Origin of the sequence: Cupriavidus agavae (genome assembly GCF_004217045.1) — a bacterium.
Lineage (GTDB): Bacteria > Pseudomonadota > Gammaproteobacteria > Burkholderiales > Burkholderiaceae > Cupriavidus > Cupriavidus agavae.
The window spans coordinates 1809309-1825418 of sequence record NZ_SGXM01000001.1; the positions used below are offsets into that span (position 1 = coordinate 1809309).

At 68.5% G+C, this 16110-nt stretch carries 11 protein-coding genes; 4 read left to right on the forward strand and 7 right to left on the reverse strand.

The window, feature by feature from the left end; all coding sequences use genetic code 11:
* Nucleotides 1-41: 41 nt before the first annotated feature.
* Both rrtA and glnE read right to left on the reverse strand, forming a co-directional pair.
* The gene (gene rrtA, locus EV147_RS08190) at nucleotides 42-662 is read right to left on the reverse strand and encodes a rhombosortase (protein WP_407923205.1); all 621 of its coding nucleotides are present in this window, start codon (nucleotides 660-662) and stop codon (nucleotides 42-44) included.
* A gap of 2 nt (nucleotides 663-664) precedes the next feature.
* Entirely contained in the window at nucleotides 665-3526 is a 2862-nt protein-coding gene (gene glnE, locus EV147_RS08195) for a bifunctional [glutamate--ammonia ligase]-adenylyl-L-tyrosine phosphorylase/[glutamate--ammonia-ligase] adenylyltransferase (RefSeq protein ID WP_407923218.1), read from the reverse strand.
* A 230-nt stretch (nucleotides 3527-3756) separates the two neighbouring features.
* Between glnE and EV147_RS08200 the strand changes: the two genes are divergently transcribed.
* The 3 genes from EV147_RS08200 to tldD all read left to right on the forward strand — a co-directional run bounded on the left by EV147_RS08200 (nucleotide 3757) and on the right by tldD (nucleotide 10529).
* Nucleotides 3757-8076 (forward strand): YhdP family protein, encoded by a 4320-nt coding sequence (locus EV147_RS08200; RefSeq protein WP_130390595.1) that lies wholly within the window; start codon nucleotides 3757-3759, stop codon nucleotides 8074-8076.
* A gap of 58 nt (nucleotides 8077-8134) precedes the next feature.
* On the forward strand, nucleotides 8135-8992 hold the full coding sequence (locus EV147_RS08205) for a carbon-nitrogen hydrolase family protein (RefSeq protein ID WP_130390596.1): 858 nt from the start codon (nucleotides 8135-8137) through the stop codon (nucleotides 8990-8992).
* Nucleotides 8993-9068: 76 nt separating this feature from the next.
* Entirely contained in the window at nucleotides 9069-10529 is a 1461-nt protein-coding gene (tldD, locus tag EV147_RS08210; RefSeq protein ID WP_130390597.1) for a metalloprotease TldD, read from the forward strand.
* A 67-nt stretch (nucleotides 10530-10596) separates the two neighbouring features.
* On the opposite strand, the gene EV147_RS08215 is transcribed toward tldD, so the two are convergent.
* Nucleotides 10597-11652 carry a class I SAM-dependent methyltransferase gene (locus EV147_RS08215; protein WP_130390598.1) on the reverse strand — a complete coding sequence of 352 codons (1056 nt, stop codon included), beginning with the start codon at nucleotides 11650-11652 and terminating at the stop codon, nucleotides 10597-10599.
* Between the two features lie 481 nt (nucleotides 11653-12133).
* Here EV147_RS08215 and aroG point away from each other — a divergent pair, with 481 nt between their 5' ends.
* Entirely contained in the window at nucleotides 12134-13213 is a 1080-nt protein-coding gene (gene aroG, locus EV147_RS08220) for a 3-deoxy-7-phosphoheptulonate synthase AroG (RefSeq protein ID WP_130390599.1), read from the forward strand.
* Nucleotides 13214-13283: 70 nt separating this feature from the next.
* Here aroG and EV147_RS08225 read toward each other — a convergent pair whose 3' ends face one another.
* The 4 genes from EV147_RS08225 to EV147_RS08240 all read right to left on the reverse strand — a co-directional run bounded on the left by EV147_RS08225 (nucleotide 13284) and on the right by EV147_RS08240 (nucleotide 15777).
* Nucleotides 13284-14624 (reverse strand): type II toxin-antitoxin system HipA family toxin, encoded by a 1341-nt coding sequence (locus tag EV147_RS08225; protein ID WP_130390600.1) that lies wholly within the window; start codon nucleotides 14622-14624, stop codon nucleotides 13284-13286.
* 2 nt (nucleotides 14625-14626) lie between these two features.
* Nucleotides 14627-14875, reverse strand: coding sequence for a helix-turn-helix domain-containing protein (locus EV147_RS08230; protein ID WP_130390601.1), 249 nt, complete (start codon nucleotides 14873-14875; stop codon nucleotides 14627-14629).
* A 146-nt stretch (nucleotides 14876-15021) separates the two neighbouring features.
* Nucleotides 15022-15420 carry a c-type cytochrome gene (locus tag EV147_RS08235; RefSeq protein WP_130390602.1) on the reverse strand — a complete coding sequence of 133 codons (399 nt, stop codon included), beginning with the start codon at nucleotides 15418-15420 and terminating at the stop codon, nucleotides 15022-15024.
* 12 nt (nucleotides 15421-15432) lie between these two features.
* The gene (locus EV147_RS08240) at nucleotides 15433-15777 is read right to left on the reverse strand and encodes a c-type cytochrome (RefSeq protein ID WP_130390603.1); all 345 of its coding nucleotides are present in this window, start codon (nucleotides 15775-15777) and stop codon (nucleotides 15433-15435) included.
* Between the last annotated feature and the right edge of the window lie 333 nt (nucleotides 15778-16110).

The following is a 16110-nucleotide window of genomic DNA, read 5'->3' on the forward strand; positions in this document are numbered from 1 at the left end:
CCCCTCTCCCGCCATGCGGAAGAGGGGAGCCAACCACGTGGCTACTGACGCCGCCACCACCACTCCTGCAGCAGCCAGCATCCCAAACCTGCCATTGCACCGGCCGCGTGGGCGCCGCGGGCGACGTTGAAACCCCAGGACGGGTCGAAGACCAGTGCTGCCAGCCAGGACTGTTCGGTCCAGACCTTGCCCAGCACCACCACCGCGATCACCACGCCGATCACGCGCGGCCAGCCGGCCTCCTGCAGCAGGCGCAGCGCCGTCCAGAGCGCCAGCCCGTGGGCCGCGCCGGACAATCCGCCGTACCAGCCCACCGCCGGCATGCGCAGCAGCGCCACCTGGGCGACCAGCCCGCAGATCACGAGCACGGCCAGCATCTCGCGGATGCGCGCGACGCGGCCGGCCAGCAGCAGCAACCCCACCGTGGCGGCCACGTCGGCCAGATAGTGTTTCCATCCGAGATGCACCCACATCGAGGTCAGCACGCGCCACCACTCACCCTCGAAGCGCACCCCGTGGCGCAGGTACATCCCGTGCGCGTGCAGCCACGGCACGAACGTGAACGCCGCGGCCAGCGCGGCGACGGCGGCCGACGCCGCCAGCATGGCGGGCCAGCCGGGCAGTCTCGTGGGGGGCGGCGAGGTCGGTTCGGGCAGCACCATCCTCAGCGGGCGCCGAACACGGCCTGCCAGAGCGCGCGGACCGGGGCGGTCTGCTCGCTGACGCTGTCGGGCGGCACGCGGGCCTGATCGTGGCCGTCGAGCCGCAGCTTGTGCTGGCGGGCGCGGAAGACGCGGTAGGCATCGCCCACGGCCAGCGCCAGCCCGGCATCGATCAGGTTCAGCACGCCCGCCATGCGCAGCAGCGCGATGTTGCCGGCATTGCGCGTCAGCTCCGGGTGCGCGCCGCTGTGCAGCAGCACCAGGTACTGCACCGTGAACTCGATATCGACCATGCCGCCACGGTCGTGCTTGAGGTCGAACAGCGGCGTCGGGTTCGGGTGGCCCTCGGCCACCTTGGCGCGCATCTGCACGATTTCCTCGCGCAGCGCGGCGGCGTCGCGCGGCTGGCGCAGGATCTCCTCGCGCAGATCCTCGAAACGGTTGCCGATCTCGCGGTCACCCGCGCCGAAGCGTGCCCGCGTGAGCGCCTGATGCTCCCAGACCCACGCGGTGTTGTCGCCCTCGCGCAGCTGGTAGCGGCGGAACGCATCGAAGCTCGTCACCAGCAGCCCGGCGGCGCCGTTCGGCCGCAGGCGCGTGTCCACGTCGAACAGCATGCCGGCCGCCGTATGGCTCGTGAGCCAGGTGATCAGGCGCCGCGCATAGGCCGCGTAGACGTCGGGGGCGCGCTCGTGGTCATCGTCGTAGAGGAAGATCAGGTCCAGGTCCGACGCGTAGCCCAGTTCCTTGCCGCCCAGCCGGCCGTAGGCGATCACCGCGAAGCGCGGCGTGTCGCGGTGGCGCGTGGCCAGTTGGCGCCAGACCGCCTGCATCGTGACTTCGAGCATGGCGTCGGCCAGGTCCGACAGCCGGTCCGCCACCTGCTCCACCGTCAGCAGGCCGCGCAGGTCCTGCAGCAGGATGCGGAAGGTCTCGGCATGGTGCTCGCGGCGCAGGATGTCCATCTGCGTCTCGACCTGGCCGTCAGACGCGTGCAGCCGCTCGGCCAGCCGGTCGCGGAACGCCGCCCAGTCCGGCGCGGCGGCCAGCGCATCGCTGTCGAGCAGTTCGTCGAGCAGTTGCGGGTGGCGCGTCAGATAGGCGGCCGCCCAGCGCGAGGCGTGCAGCGTCTGGGCCACGCGGTCCATGGCCTGCGGGTACTCGGACAGCAGCGACAGATAGGACGCGCGGCGGCTGATCGCGTCGAGGAAGTCCAGGAAGCGGGCGATGGTGCTATCGGCATCGTCCTGCTTCGCGGCCAGGTCCAGCGCGCGGTTCACGAGTTGGTCGAAGCGGTTGCGGCTCGATTCGGACAGCGCGCGATAGCGCAGCGACGTGCCGATCGCGCGCAGCCGGTCATAGAGGCCGGTGCAGTCGCCAAAGCCCGCCGCCTGCAGCGCCTGGCACGGCGACGACTGCGGGTCGGTCTCGTCGTCGGGGCTGGCCTGGGCTGCGCGCGAGGCCATTTCCTCGCGCACCAGCGCCGGCCACAGCGGCTCGCTCTGGGCCGCTTCGTCATCGGCAAACGGATCGGCGAAGGTGGCCTCGAACTGCTGGGCCACCGGCGCCATCAGCGTATCCATCTGGGCCACCAGCGCCGGCCAGTCGGCGCAGCCCATCATCAGCGCCACGGCGTGGCGTTCCTCGTCCGAATTCGGGAGATGGTGCGTCTGGGCGTCGTCGCGGTACTGGAGCCGGTGCTCCAGCTGGCGCAGGAAGCGGTAGGCGTCGGCCAGCTCGCCGGCCTGCCCCACCGGCAGCAGGTTGCGCGCCACGGCCACGTCGAGCACTTCGAGCGTGGGCCGCACCCGCAGCGCCGGGTCCTGTCCGCCCCGGATCAGCTGGAACACCTGCGCCATGAACTCGATCTCGCGGATGCCGCCGCGACCAAGCTTGATATTGAAGGATTTCTGATTGACACCGTGCCCGGCCAGCCCCCCGCTGCGCTTGGCAGCCTCGGAGCGGATCTGCGCGTGCAGCGCCCGGATAGCGGCGATCACGCCATAGTCGAGGTAGCGGCGGAACACGAACGGCGTGGTCAGCCGGCCCAGCAGCGCGGCCGCGCGTTGGGCGTGCGGCGTGTCGATGGCGGACACCACCCGGCCCTTGATCCACGCGTAGCGCTCCCACTCGCGCCCCTGCACCACCAGATACTCTTCGAGCATGCCGAAGCTGCAGACCAGCGGGCCGGCGTCGCCATTGGGGCGCAACCGCATGTCCACGCGGAACACGTAGCCGTCGCCGGTCACCTCGGACAGCAGCGTGATCAGCCGCCGCCCGAGCCGGATGAAGTATTCGTGGTTCGACAGGCTGCGGCGGCCGCCCTGGGTGTCGCCGTCCTCGTCGTAGAGGAAGATCAGGTCGATGTCCGACGACACGTTCAGTTCGCGCCCGCCGAGCTTGCCCATGCCCACCACCACCAGTTCCTGCACCTCGCCGCTCTGGGCGCCGGTGGGCTGGCCGTAGGTGGCGCCCAGGTCGTCGCCAAGCACGCGCAGGCCGTGCTGGATCGACAGTTCGGCCAAATCGGTCATGGCGCCGGTAATCTCGCCCAGCGTGGCCAGGCCACGCAGGTCGCGCTCGATCACCACGCACATCACTTCGGCACGCAGGCGGCGCAGCGCCTGGGCGGCGGCCGCCTCGGCATCGGCCGAGGGCACCTGCAGCACCTGCAGGCGCTGCACCATCCAGTCACGCGTGATCGGGCCCACCGCGGCCTCGGCCACCACGCCGGGCGCGCCAGGCCGCGCGGCCAGCACACGGCGCGCGTAATGGGAGTACGCCGCCGAGTACAATACGTGGCCTTCGGTTTCGACCGGCGTCAGACCCTGCGCCGACATGGTGGCAAAAGCCCCCTGGGCCATGCTGCCGATGGGCCCCGCGGCGCCTTCGGGCGTCAGGTCCAATGTGGTGCCGGCGCCATTTTGCACGCCCTGCGGGTCGGTCGGAGCGCGGGCTTGGCCCGCGGCGGAACTCGTCGGATCAGGGACAGTCATTCCAGTTACTTTTGCATGTTTGGGTAGCGCCGCGAACCTTGCGGCGGCGCGGCCCGCACCACTTTGGAGAGCGGCTAGTATTGTCGGATAATCTGCGCATGTCCAGCCGCCCCACCGCCCCCCACGACGGTTCCGCGCCCCCTGGCGCGGCCGCCGACGGTGCCGCCGCCGCGGCCGCTGCCTCCCCTTCCCCCTCTTCCGCCGCCGGCCGTGGCCGGCGCGCCGGCGTGCGTGCGCTCGCCTTGCTCGGCGCCGCCGGGCGCGCGGCCCTCGCGCTGACCCGCCATCCGGCCTGGGGCCGGCTCTGGCGCGTGCTGGTGCGCGTGCTGCTGGTGCTCGCCGCGCTGGCCGTGGTGGGCGTGCTGCTGATCCGCTTCGTGCTCTGGCCGCAGGCCCATACGGCCCGCGAGTGGCTGGAGCGCGAGGGGTCGGCGGCGCTCTCGGCGCGGCTCACGATCGGCCAGCTCGATACCTACTGGGAAGGCTGGCACCCGGCCTTCCGCGCCCGCGACGTGCGTGCGGTGGATCGCCAGCAGCGCACGCTGCTGGCCGCCGGGGCGCTGGAGGGCAAGCTGTCGTGGCAGTCGGTGCCGTCGCTGGCGCTGCAATTTGCCAGCCTGACCGCCGACCGGACCGATGTCTTGATCCGGCGCACCCCGCAAGGCCAGTTGCTGGTGGCCGGCGTGCCGGTGGACGCCAACAAGCGCAGCGACGACAACGACCCGTTCCTGAACTGGCTGCTGTCGCAGGGCCGCATCGAACTGGTCAGCGGCAACCTGCGCTGGCTGGACGAGAAAGCCCGGTTGCCGCAGCTCGACGTGGCGGACATCCACTTCACGTCGCAGCGCCGGGGCGCCCAGCACACGCTGCGGCTGGAGGCGCGCAGCGCCTCGCTGGCGCCGCAGCCGCTGGTGGTGCAGACCACGCTGCGGCACGACTATCTGTATGGCGCCGGCAACTGGCAGCACTGGACCGGCCAGGCCAGCTGGCAGTTCAACCAGGTTCAACTGCCAGTGGTGCAGCGCTACCTGGCGATTTTCGACAATGTGGGCAGCGGGGTCTTCAGCACCGACGGCACCGTCGATTTCCGGGGCGGGCACGTGCTGCGCAGCCAGTTGCGGATGCGCGCCGCCGATGTGGACCTGCACCTCTCGGGCGCGCCCGAGGCGCTCAGGCTGGCCAACGCCCAGGCGCTGCTGCTGCACAACGGCGACCGCAACGGCAACAACACGCTGACGATCGATACGCTGCTCTGGCAGGCCGAGCCGCTGGCCGGGCCGCCATCGGCCTCGGACACCTCGTGGCGCGAGGGCATGCGCAAGGTCACCATCGCCTGGACACGCGACGACGCGGGCCGGCTGCGCAAGTTCGCGCTGCGCGCGCCGACGTTCGACCTGAACACGGTGCGGGCGCTGGCGGCATCGATGCCGCTGGACATGGCCGTGCTGCGCCAGTTGCGCGCGCTGCAGCCGGCCGGCCATATCGACAACCTCGATGTCAGCTGGGCGCGCGAGCGCACCGGCATGCTCGGCCGCACGCCGGGCGCGCCGCACTACACCGTGCAGGGCACGCTGCGCGGTGTCTCGGTCAACAGCCAGCCGGCCGTGCCGGCCGTGGGGCCGGACGGCAAGCCACACACGGGCATGCCGGGCTTCACGCGGCTCTCGGGCACGTTCAGCTTCGACGACCGCCAGGGCAGCGCCCGCGTGGACAGCAGCGGCGCCACGCTGAGCTTCCCGGGCGTGTTCGACGATCCGCGCGTGCCGTTCGACTCGCTGCGCGGCGAAGTGCGCTGGACCCACGAGGGCGAGCATCTGGTGGTCCGCTCTGACGGCATACGGTTCGCCAATGCCGATACGGCGGGCTCGGTGCGCGGCTCCTGGCGGGCCGGCGGCGACGGCGCCAGCGGCATCGCGGACCTGACCGGCCAGCTCGACCGCGCCCAGGCCAACCGCATCCCCCGCTACCTGCCGACGACGATGCCGGCCACGCGCCACTATCTGGAAGGCGCGCTGGTGGGCGGCGAGGCCCATGACGTGAAATTCCTCGTCAAGGGCGACCTGCACCACTTCCCGTTCCATCCGCCGTTCGCCCGCGCCGGCGATTTCCGCGTGGAAGTGCCGGTGCGCAACGTGAGCTACCAGATTGCCCCGCACGAGCACGGCCCCAATGTGGGCGGCAGCGCCGCCACGGTTTCCAATGGTGCCGGCAGTGCCGGCACTGCCAATGGCGGCACGGCATGGCCCGATTTCACCGACATCTCGGGCCATCTGCTGTTCGAGCGCAGCAAGATGTCGTTCGTGGCGAAGCAGGCCGGCGTGCGGGGCGTTCCGGGCGTGATGCTGCGCGACGTGAGCGGCCAGATCGACGATCTCAGCGACCACGGCCGCCTGCAGCTGGACGGCTCGGCCACGGGCCCGGTGCAGTCGTTCCTGCGCTTCGTGGCCGCCACCCCGGTCAAGGGCTGGACCGGCAACATCACCGAAAACGCCCGCGCGCCCGGCCATGGCGACCTCAGGCTCAAGCTCGACCTGCCGCTCGCCCACGCAGCCGGCACCAAGGTCAACGGCGAGTTCCGCTTCCCGGGCAACGACATCACGCTGATGCCGGAACTGCCCACGCTCCACGGGGCTACCGGCGCCGTGGCATTCGACGAACACGGCTTCCAGCTCAACGGCGTCCGCGCCCGCTTCCTGGGCGGCGAGACCCGCATTGCCGGCGGCACGCAGCCGGACGGCACCACGCACGTGACCGTGGGCGGCACCGCCACGGCCCAGGGCCTGCGCGAGGCGCTGGGCGCCGAAGCGCCCGGGGCGCGCATCGAGGGCACCACGCCCTACTCGGCCGTGATCGGCGTGCGCGAGAAGCGGCTGCAGGTGCAGGTTTCGTCCGAACTGAACGGGCTGGCGCTGAACCTGCCCGCCCCGCTCGGCAAGACGGCCACGCAGGACATGCCGCTACGCGTGGACCTGCGTCCCGTGGCGTCCCGCACCGGGGCCGCCGGGCTCGACGAACTCTCGGTCCAGCTCGGCAGCGCCAACAGCGCGCGCTACCTGCTGCGCCGGGGCGAATCCGTGGAGGTGGTGTCGGGCGGCATCGGCATTGGCCAGGCGGCGCCGCAGCCGTCCGGCGGCGTGGCGCTCGCGGTCAGTGCCGAGCGGCTCGATGTCGATGCCTGGCGTGGACTGCTCGCCGGGCCCGGCGGCGAGGAGCGCCGGCCGGCTGGCGAGGTGGACCGCTCGTCGCCGTTCCTGCCCGAGCGCATCAATGTCCGCACCAAGGCACTCGACGCGTTCGGCCGCAGCATCGATGACGTGACGATCGAGGCCAACCGCCAGTCCGGTGGCTGGAACCTGCAACTCGGTTCGCGCCAGGTGGCCGGCACGGGCCAGTGGCGGCGCGACGCCGGCAGCCCCTCGGGCGCGCTGTCGGTGCGGCTGACGCACCTGGAGATTCCCGACGCCGTCGACGACGGCCACTCGGCCGAGGCCATCACCCGCAGCGTCGAGGAAATGCCGGCGCTGGACCTGGTGGTGGACCGCTTCGTGCTGCACGGGCGCGATTTCGGCAAGCTCGAAGTCAAGGCCCACACGAGCCACGCCGACAACCAGCCCGTGTGGACGCTCGACAGCCTGACCATCGCCCAGCCCGGCGCCACGCTGACCGGCAACGGCAGCTGGCGGCTGCCGCGCCGGCTGCGCGAGGCGGCCGCCAAGGGCGCGACGTCGCCCACCGAGGGCCGCCGCACGCTGCTGAACTTCAAGCTCGACATCCGCAACGCCGGCGACGTGCTCGACCGCATGGGCATGGCGCACACGGTGCGCGACGGCAAGGGCACGCTCGAAGGCCGCATTGCGTGGCGCGGCTCGCCGATGTCGATCGACTACCCGACGCTGTCCGGCAAGCTGAACCTGCAGCTCGAAAACGGCCAGATCCTCAGCGTGGACCCGGGCGCGGCGCGGCTGCTCGGCGTGCTGAGCTTGCAGAGCCTGCTGCGCTTTGCCACGCTCGATTTCCGCTCGCTGACCAGCAAGGGCATCGTGTTCGACGACATCAGCGGCGCGGGCACGATCGAGAACGGGGTGGGCAAGATCGACGATTTCAGCTTCAAGGGCAGCCAGGTCGTGGCGTCGATGCGCGGCACGGCCGACCTGCTGCACGAGACCCAGGACCTGAACGTGTCCGTGACGCCGCGCATCAACGCCACCACCACCTCGGTGGCGGCGGCGTTCATCAACCCGGTGCTCGGCATCGGCACGCTGGCCGCGCAGCTGATGTTCGCCGACGAGTTCTCGAAGGTCTTCACCCAGCACTACCATGTGAGCGGCTCGTGGGCCGACCCCAAGGTGGCCAAAGTGGAGGACAATGAGCCGCGCAAGCCGCCGATCCTCGACCGCTCGGGCGTGTACCCGCGCTAGGCGGCCCGGGGCCGTCGATCCGGCCCGCCCTCTCGCTCCGATGCTCCAGGAACCCACGATGACCGCTCATCCGTCCAGCCCGCCCGGTACGCACCGCTCGCCGTTCCACGTTGCCGCGATCCAGACCGTGACGGGCACGTCGCCCGACGACAACCTGGCACGGGCCGACGAACTGATTGCCGAGGCCGCGCGCGGCGGCGCCCAGCTGGCGCTGCTGCCCGAGTACTTCGCCATGATGGGCCGGCACGAATCGGACAAGGTGGCCATCCGCGAGCAGGACGGCGACGGGCCGGTGCAGCGCTTTCTGGCCGACGCCGCCCGGCGCCACCGGATGTGGCTGGTGGGCGGCACGCTGCCGATGTGGTGCGGCGACGACAAGCGCGTCTACAACACCTCGCTGGCGTTCGATCCGCACGGCCAGCGCGTGGCGCGCTACGACAAGATCCACCTGTTCGGCTTCACCCGGGGCGAGGAGAATTACGACGAGGCGCGCACGATCCTGGCCGGCAAGACACCGGTGGCCTTCGACGCACCGTGCGGCCGGGTGGCGATGTCGGTCTGCTACGACCTGCGCTTTCCCGAGCTGTACCGCGGCCTGGGCGCCGGCCGCGACGGCCAGGGCGTGAGCTTGATTCTGATGCCGGCCGCCTTCACCTACACCACGGGGCAGGCCCACTGGGAAATCCTGCTGCGCGCCCGCGCCATCGAAAACCAGTGTTATGTGCTGGCTGCGGCACAAGGCGGCAAGCACGAGAACGGCCGGCGCACCTGGGGCCACTCGATGCTGGTGGACCCGTGGGGCGAGCTGATGGGCGTGCTGCCCGAGGGCGAAGGCGTGGTGGCGGGGGTCATCGACCCGGCCCGGCTGGCCGAGGTGCGTCAGAACCTGCCGGCACTGCGCCATCGCGTGCTGTAGGATTCAGGACATTACGTTTCAACGTTTGCATGCCGCCGTGGCCAGGTCGCCACGGGGTGAAAGACCAAGGAAAATCATGAACGCCGGCGATCTCGGAATCCGCAACCTGGCCACCGCGCAGCAACTGCTGCTGGCACCGTACGGTCTCGACGAGGCCAAGCTCCAGCGCGTGCTGGCCGACATCTTCACCCACAAGGTGGACTACGCCGACCTGTACTTCCAGCACACGCGCAACGAGGCGTGGAGCCTTGAGGAAGGCATCGTCAAGTCTGGCAGCTTCAGCATCGACCAGGGCGTGGGCGTGCGCGCCGTCTCGGGCGACCGCACGGCGTTTGCCTATTCGGACGACATCAGCCTGGCGGCACTGTCGCAGGCGGCGGCCGCCACGCGCACGATCGGCAAGACCGGCAGCGGCCGCGTCAAGGTGGCCGGCGCGCTGGCCTCGCAGACGGGGCGCAACCTGTACACGCCGAACGATCCGCTCGATTCGATGACCGCCACCGAGAAGGTGGCGCTGCTGGAAAAGATCGAGAAGATGGCGCGCGCCAAGGACCCGCGCGTGGTGCAGGTCATGGCCGGCCTGGCTGGCGAATACGACGTGGTGCTGGTGGCGCGCAGCGACGGCGTGATTGCCGCCGACGTGCGCCCGCTGGTGCGTGTGAGCGTGACCGTCATCGCCGAGCAGAACGGGCGCCGCGAGATCGGCTCGTCGGGCGGCGGCGGCCGCTACGCCTACGGTTACTTCACCGACGAACTGCTGCGCAAGTATGTGGACGAGGCCGTGTCGTCGGCGCTGGTCAACCTCGAAGCCCGCCCGGCCCCGGCCGGCGCGATGACCGTGGTGCTCGGCCCGGGCTGGCCCGGCGTGCTGCTGCACGAGGCCGTGGGCCACGGGCTGGAGGGCGACTTCAACCGCAAGGGCTCGTCGGCCTTCGCCGGCCGCATGGGCGAGCGCGTGGCCGCCAAGGGCGTGACCGTGGTGGATGACGGCACGATTGCCAACCGCCGGGGCTCGCTGAACCTTGACGACGAAGGCAACCCGACGCAGTGCACGACGCTGATCGAGGACGGCATCCTGACCGGCTTCATCCAGGACACGCTCAACGCGCGCCTGATGAAGATGCCGGTCACCGGCAACGCCCGCCGCGAGAGCTACGCCGCGCTGCCGATGCCGCGCATGACCAACACCTACATGCTCAACGGCGACAAGGACCCGGCCGAAATCCTCGCCAGCGTGAAGCGCGGACTCTATGCCGTGAACTTCGGCGGCGGCCAGGTGGACATCACCAACGGCAAGTTCGTGTTCTCGGCCAGCGAGGCCTACATGATCGAGGACGGCAAGATCACGTACCCGGTCAAGGGCGCCACGCTGGTCGGCAACGGCCCGGAATCGCTCAAGGACGTGACGATGATCGGCAACGACATGCGCCTGGACTCGGGCGTGGGCGTCTGCGGCAAGGAAGGCCAGAGCGTGCCCGTGGGCGTGGGCCAGCCGACGCTGCGGATCGAGAACATGACGGTGGGCGGGACGGCGTAAGCGTTTCACCCACCCTTTTGTTTGGCTCCCCTCTCCCGCTCGCGGGAGAGGGGAGCGAAACATCCCCCTACGGCCTCACCTCGTACACCAGGTTGAACGGCGTCTGCGCCGCCCGCCTGAAGCTCCCGAATCCCCCCTGCTCCGTCACGCCGCGCATGCGCGCCTCGCCCGCCTGGGCGCCCAGGCACATCGCGCCCTCCTGCGCGCGGGAACCCGGCGTGCAGATGAACGTCGACGCCGAATAGAACACCCTTCCCACCGGATTCAGATTGTCCTGCAGGTTGTCGTTTGCAAACGGCTCGACGATCATCCAGCAGCCGTCCGGCTTCAGGGTCTGGCGGATATGCCGCGCGGCGCCGACCGGATCGCCCATGTCGTGCAGGCAGTCGAACACGGCCACGAGGTCATAGTCGTTTCCTGAAAAATCCTTGGCCGATGCCACTTCGAACGTGACACGATCGCCCACGCCGGCGCGCCGGGCGGCGTCCGTGGCATAGCGGATCGACGGCTCGTGGTAGTCGAAGCCGCGGAAAGTCGAGGCCGGAAACGCCTGCGCCATGATGATCGTCGAGGCGCCATGGCCGCAGCCGACATCGGCCACGGTGGCGCCCGCCTCCATCCGCGCCGCCAAGCCTTCGAGCGCCGGTATCCACTCGTCCACCAGATGGGCCGCGTAGCCGGGCCGGAAGAACCGCTCCGTGCCATGGAACAGCGACGGATCATGTTCGTGCCAGCCCAGGCCCCGCCCGTTGCGGAAGATGTCGAGCATGCGGGGGATCGCGCGGAACTGCGCCACGGCAATCTGGAACGCGCCCGGGATGAACGCCGGACTGCCCTCCTGCGCCAGCGCGAACGCCTGCTCCTCGGTCAGCCAGAAGGTGTCCTGGCCGGGGTCGTACTCCACGTAGCCGCTGGCCGCCTGGGCCGACAGCCACTCGCGCAGGTAGCGCGGATCAGTCCTGGTCTTGGCGGCGAGCGTGTCGGCGGTCATCGGCTTCTCCGCCAGCGCCTTGTAGAGCCCCAGTTCGTCGCCCACCACCACGGTGGCGGCGTGCATCACCGCGCCCAGATCCTGGACGAACTGCCCCATGAAGGCATTGAGCCTTGCTTCATCGACTGCCATGATCGCTTCCCCCATGTGGATTCTTGTCGGGGGCGCCCGCCCATCCCAGGCGTCCGATTCCAATATAGGCAGGCGGAATGCTCTGCATTCGCTTAAATGCGATGCAGTTGCCGCTTGCAACCATTCCGGAAAAGCGATATAAAGATGCTTCGTTGCGGCGCACGCGGCGATTGCACCCCGGCCTTTGACAGACCCCGGCGCAATAAAATGCCTTTCGATCACGCGCCGCAGCATAAATGTCACGCATCCGCGTAAAACCGACACAAGCTGACCCTGCCCACTTCGATTTCCGCCATGACCGCCAAGTTTTACTTTTACTTCTTTTGGCATCTCACACCGCTGGCGGATAGAGAGGGACGGATGTAAGCAGACCCCGAATGCAAAAGAAACCGCCAGCAACCCTGGCGGTTTTTTTATTCCCGCCACGACTGCGACGCACCATTCCAACAGAATCCACACCTCACAAGAACCCGGAGCCATCATGCTGAAGAACACCGACGACCTGCGTATTCGAGAACTCAAGGAACTGCTGCCCCCGGCGCACCTGATCCGCGAGTTCGCCTGCTCGGAAGCCGCGTCCGACGTGATCTACGGCGCCCGCCAGGCCATGCACCGCATCCTGCACGGCATGGATGACCGCCTGATCGTGATCATCGGCCCGTGCTCGATCCACGACACCAAGGCGGCGCTGGAATACGCCAGGCTGCTCAAGGTGCAGCGCGACCGCTTCGCCGGCGAGCTGGAGGTGGTGATGCGCGTCTATTTCGAGAAGCCGCGCACCACGGTGGGCTGGAAGGGCCTGATCAACGATCCGCACATGGACGGCAGCTTCAAGATCAACGACGGCCTGCGCACCGCCCGCGAACTGCTGCTGAACATCAGCGAAATGGGCGTGCCGACGGGGACGGAATATCTGGACATGATCAGCCCCCAGTACATTGCGGACCTGGTCAGCTGGGGCGCCATCGGGGCGCGCACGACCGAATCGCAGGTGCACCGCGAACTGGCGTCGGGGCTCTCCTGCCCGGTGGGCTTCAAGAATGGCACCGACGGCAACGTCAAGATCGCCGTGGACGCCATCAAGGCCGCGTCGCAGCCGCACCACTTCCTGTCGGTGACCAAGGGCGGCCACTCGGCCATCGTGTCGACCTCGGGCAACGAGGACTGCCACATCATCCTGCGCGGCGGCAAGGCGCCGAACTACGACGCCGCCAGCGTGCAGGAAGCCTGCGACGCGATCTCGAAGTCCGGCCTGGCCGCACGCCTGATGATCGACGCCTCGCACGCCAACAGCAGCAAGAAGCACGAGAACCAGATGCCGGTCTGCGAGGACATCGCTCGCCAGATGGCCGGCGGCGACCGCCGCATCATCGGCGTGATGGTGGAATCCCACCTGATCGCCGGCCGCCAGGACCACGTGCAGGGCACGCCGGTGGAAGACCTGACCTACGGCCAGTCCGTCACGGACGCCTGCATCGGCTGGGACGACTCGATCGGCATCCTGGAAACTTTGGCCAACGCCGTGAAACAGCGCCGCCTGGTGCCCGGCAGCGGCAACTGAGCCGAATCGACTCCAGATGTGACGACGCCGGCCATGGGCCGGCGTTTTTTTATGGCGGCAACACCGTGCGCTAGGCCAGTTCCATGGCGGCGAGACGGTCTGCGGAGGCTTCAAGCTGTTCGAAGATGGGGTCCGCGACGCGGGCAGGAAACCCTTGCGGCACCCGCCCCGCCACCTCGGCGATGGCACCAGGCAAGCGTTCCAGAAGACCGGTCAGGACTGGCTCGGCGGACGTGCCGACGTAGCAGCGCCGCGCCATAGCGTTGAAATGGCGGCGACGAATATCGCGGAGCAGGAAGTGGCGATTCTTGCCTGACACGGCCATGGCCAGCTTGACCCGCTGATGCGGCACTTGATTCGGTCCGTTGCCCACGATCGGCCAGACCGACATGATGTCGTACAGCGGCGCAAGCCGGAAACGGCCGCCGGGCAGAAGATGGATGCTGAAGTTCTTGGCATGCCCGTCCGTGGCAGCGAGCATCCAGAACACGATCTGCGCGGCGAGCAACGTGTCGAGATCGCGCCCGGCGTTGACCGACTGCCGCAGCACACCCGCCAGATCCGTCATGCCGGGACCGCCGTCCGCCTCATATTTCAGATGCGAAGGCAAGCCCAGCGCCTGGCAAAAATCCTCCTGTGGCAGACGCATGATCCAGGTGCCGCTCGAATGCATCTGCCGGTCGAAGCGTTTCACGGATAGCACGCGCTGCGTGCCGAACGTCAGCATTTCGCAGTCGGCCGCCGGCAGGCCCAGCGCCTGCACCATCTGCATGCAGAGCCATTCGTTCTCTACCGAAGTCGTGAGGTCCGCGCGTCGGTTGCCGACCAGTCCGATCGGCATCTTCAAGATGTGAGTGGTGGGCGTGGCGCCCCGCGGCAGCATCCACTGCCCGCCGTGAACCAGCAGCGCCGTCTTTTCCTGCATTCCGGCGATAGAAACTCGGAAATCTACGATTTCATCGATCCCGAGGGGCCCCGGCGCGGTCACCGTGCGCGAGAGCAACGTCTCGATGTCTTCGTCGGACAACGGCGTACCTTCGATGCGCTCTATGTTCTCCGGCTCCTCATCCTCGCCGAGCATTTGCACGGCGCCAGTACAGTCCCGCCCGATGGCCGCGAGCAGATCGAACGCATCGGTCGAACTGGTCCGGTGCCGGGCGGCCAGCCGGCGGCGGATGACATCGCTGTCCGGCAGGAGATTGTCGAAATAGTTGAGGACGGCCTCGCCCCGCAGCGGGCCGGTGTCGATACCAAACGGCAGCGAAAGGGACAGCGGTCGACCGGCGGCCGACGCCATCCACGCTGCATCGTAGGAAAATTCCATCCCGGAGCGCGCCGGGATGCGCCACGTTCCCACGCGCTGTCCGTTGGTCCAGACAGAAATCGCCCGGCCTTTCGACGGTCTGCCCATCTTTACCACTCCGTTGTCGATGCTTCAGGCGGGGGCGACTTCGGATGAATCACGAGTTCGAGTCCGTAGAGACTCAACAGAGCCAGTAATTGTTCTGCAGAGATCACCTTCGGGTCAAGTTCTAGCGCGGACAGGCGGCTCTGGCTGAATCCGAGCCGCGCGGCAGCATCTGACTGACTGAGTTTGCGCGCGCGGCGGGCCGATCGAAGAATCTGGCCAATCTGCCCTGCTGTTGTTATCACCTGATGCATGCCTTTTTACCTCTTATGCAGGTAACCACATAATAGCTGTAAATCAGGTAAATGCAAATTACGCGTATAACAGGTAATCAAGCTCCAGGCGAAAAAAGGCCGTCCACTGGGGACGGCGCTTCCGGTCAGCAACTCAGACCGCTGACCTACTTCTTCACCACCAGATCGCCCTTCAGCGAGCCGATATAGGCGGCCATGTTCTGCAACTCCGCCTTGGTGAACGGGCGCGGTTTGCCGCTCTTGTCCGTCACGGCGGGGTTGCTGTTCATCTGGCCGGCCATGATGGCGTTGGTGCGGCCCACGATCGGGTTGCCGCTGGTCTGGTAGGCCGACATGGCGTGGTAGAGGTAGTCCGGATGCTGGCCGGCCAGCTTGGGGTAGTCCGGCGAGATCGGGGCGTTCATGTCCTTGCCGTGGCAGGCCACGCAGCCGCCCTTGTCGACCAGCGCCTTGCCGGCGGCGATATCGGCGGCCTGGGCCGGCAGCGCGGCAAACCCGAGTACGGCCGCGCCCAGCGCGTACGAAACTGCTTTCAGCGTCTTCATGATGGCGGGTTCCTACTTGAGCGTGTTGTTCTTGGTATCGGACTTCTGCTGCGAGTAGTAGGCAGCCAGCGCGGTGATGTCCTTGTCCGTCAGGCTCGCGGCAATCGCATGCATGGTGGGGTGCTTGCGGTCGCCCTTCTGGTAGCCCTTGAGCGCGTTCTCGATGTATTTGGCGCTCTGGCCGCCGAGCAGCGGCACCTGGTAGGTCTCCGGGAACGATGCTCGGTAGCCGGGAATGCCATGGCAGCCGATACACATGGCCACCTTGTCGCGGGCGGTGTCGACACTGCCCTTGTCCTGGGCATGCGCAGCCGTTGCGGCCGCGCCCAACACCACCATCGTGAGGAGCTTTTTCATTGTCGTAGCAGATAGGGAAGTGTTAAACCGCGTGTGACCTGCCCCTTGCCGGGACGCCAGACGGAATGCGGGATGGGGACGTGAAGCGGTTCGCCGGAAATCGGCCGAGGTCGTCGGCCAGACAGGGCGCAGCCGGGCGTGATGCTGATGTGCCGCGGTGCTCAGACACCATTCTTGCAACCATCTCGCGCTGTTGCCGCCTCCCGATGCTCCGCCATGTCTCGGGTGGCGGAACTGCCGGGCTTGAGGAGGGTATTGACTTTGGGGGCGCGTCAAACCGGCGCATTGTACCGCAGCGTGCACGCGCTGGTCCACGCCGTGCGCCTTCGGGTG

What these genes read in the sequence shown, in the direction of transcription:
- rrtA (WP_407923205.1), bottom strand. Translation starts at nt 662, where the DNA reads ATGGTGCTGCCCGAACCGACCTCGCCGCCCCCCACGAGACTGCCCGGC.
- EV147_RS08235 (WP_130390602.1), bottom strand. Translation starts at nt 15,420, where the DNA reads ATGAAGACGCTGAAAGCAGTTTCGTACGCGCTGGGCGCGGCCGTACTC.
- EV147_RS08230 (WP_130390601.1), bottom strand. Translation starts at nt 14,875, where the DNA reads ATGCATCAGGTGATAACAACAGCAGGGCAGATTGGCCAGATTCTTCGA.
- EV147_RS08215 (WP_130390598.1), bottom strand. Translation starts at nt 11,652, where the DNA reads ATGGCAGTCGATGAAGCAAGGCTCAATGCCTTCATGGGGCAGTTCGTC.
- EV147_RS08225 (WP_130390600.1), bottom strand. Translation starts at nt 14,624, where the DNA reads ATGGGCAGACCGTCGAAAGGCCGGGCGATTTCTGTCTGGACCAACGGA.
- EV147_RS08240 (WP_130390603.1), bottom strand. Translation starts at nt 15,777, where the DNA reads ATGAAAAAGCTCCTCACGATGGTGGTGTTGGGCGCGGCCGCAACGGCT.
- EV147_RS08200 (WP_130390595.1), top strand. Translation starts at nt 3,757, where the DNA reads ATGTCCAGCCGCCCCACCGCCCCCCACGACGGTTCCGCGCCCCCTGGC.
- tldD (WP_130390597.1), top strand. Translation starts at nt 9,069, where the DNA reads ATGAACGCCGGCGATCTCGGAATCCGCAACCTGGCCACCGCGCAGCAA.
- glnE (WP_407923218.1), bottom strand. Translation starts at nt 3,526, where the DNA reads ATGGCCCAGGGGGCTTTTGCCACCATGTCGGCGCAGGGTCTGACGCCG.
- EV147_RS08205 (WP_130390596.1), top strand. Translation starts at nt 8,135, where the DNA reads ATGACCGCTCATCCGTCCAGCCCGCCCGGTACGCACCGCTCGCCGTTC.
- aroG (WP_130390599.1), top strand. Translation starts at nt 12,134, where the DNA reads ATGCTGAAGAACACCGACGACCTGCGTATTCGAGAACTCAAGGAACTG.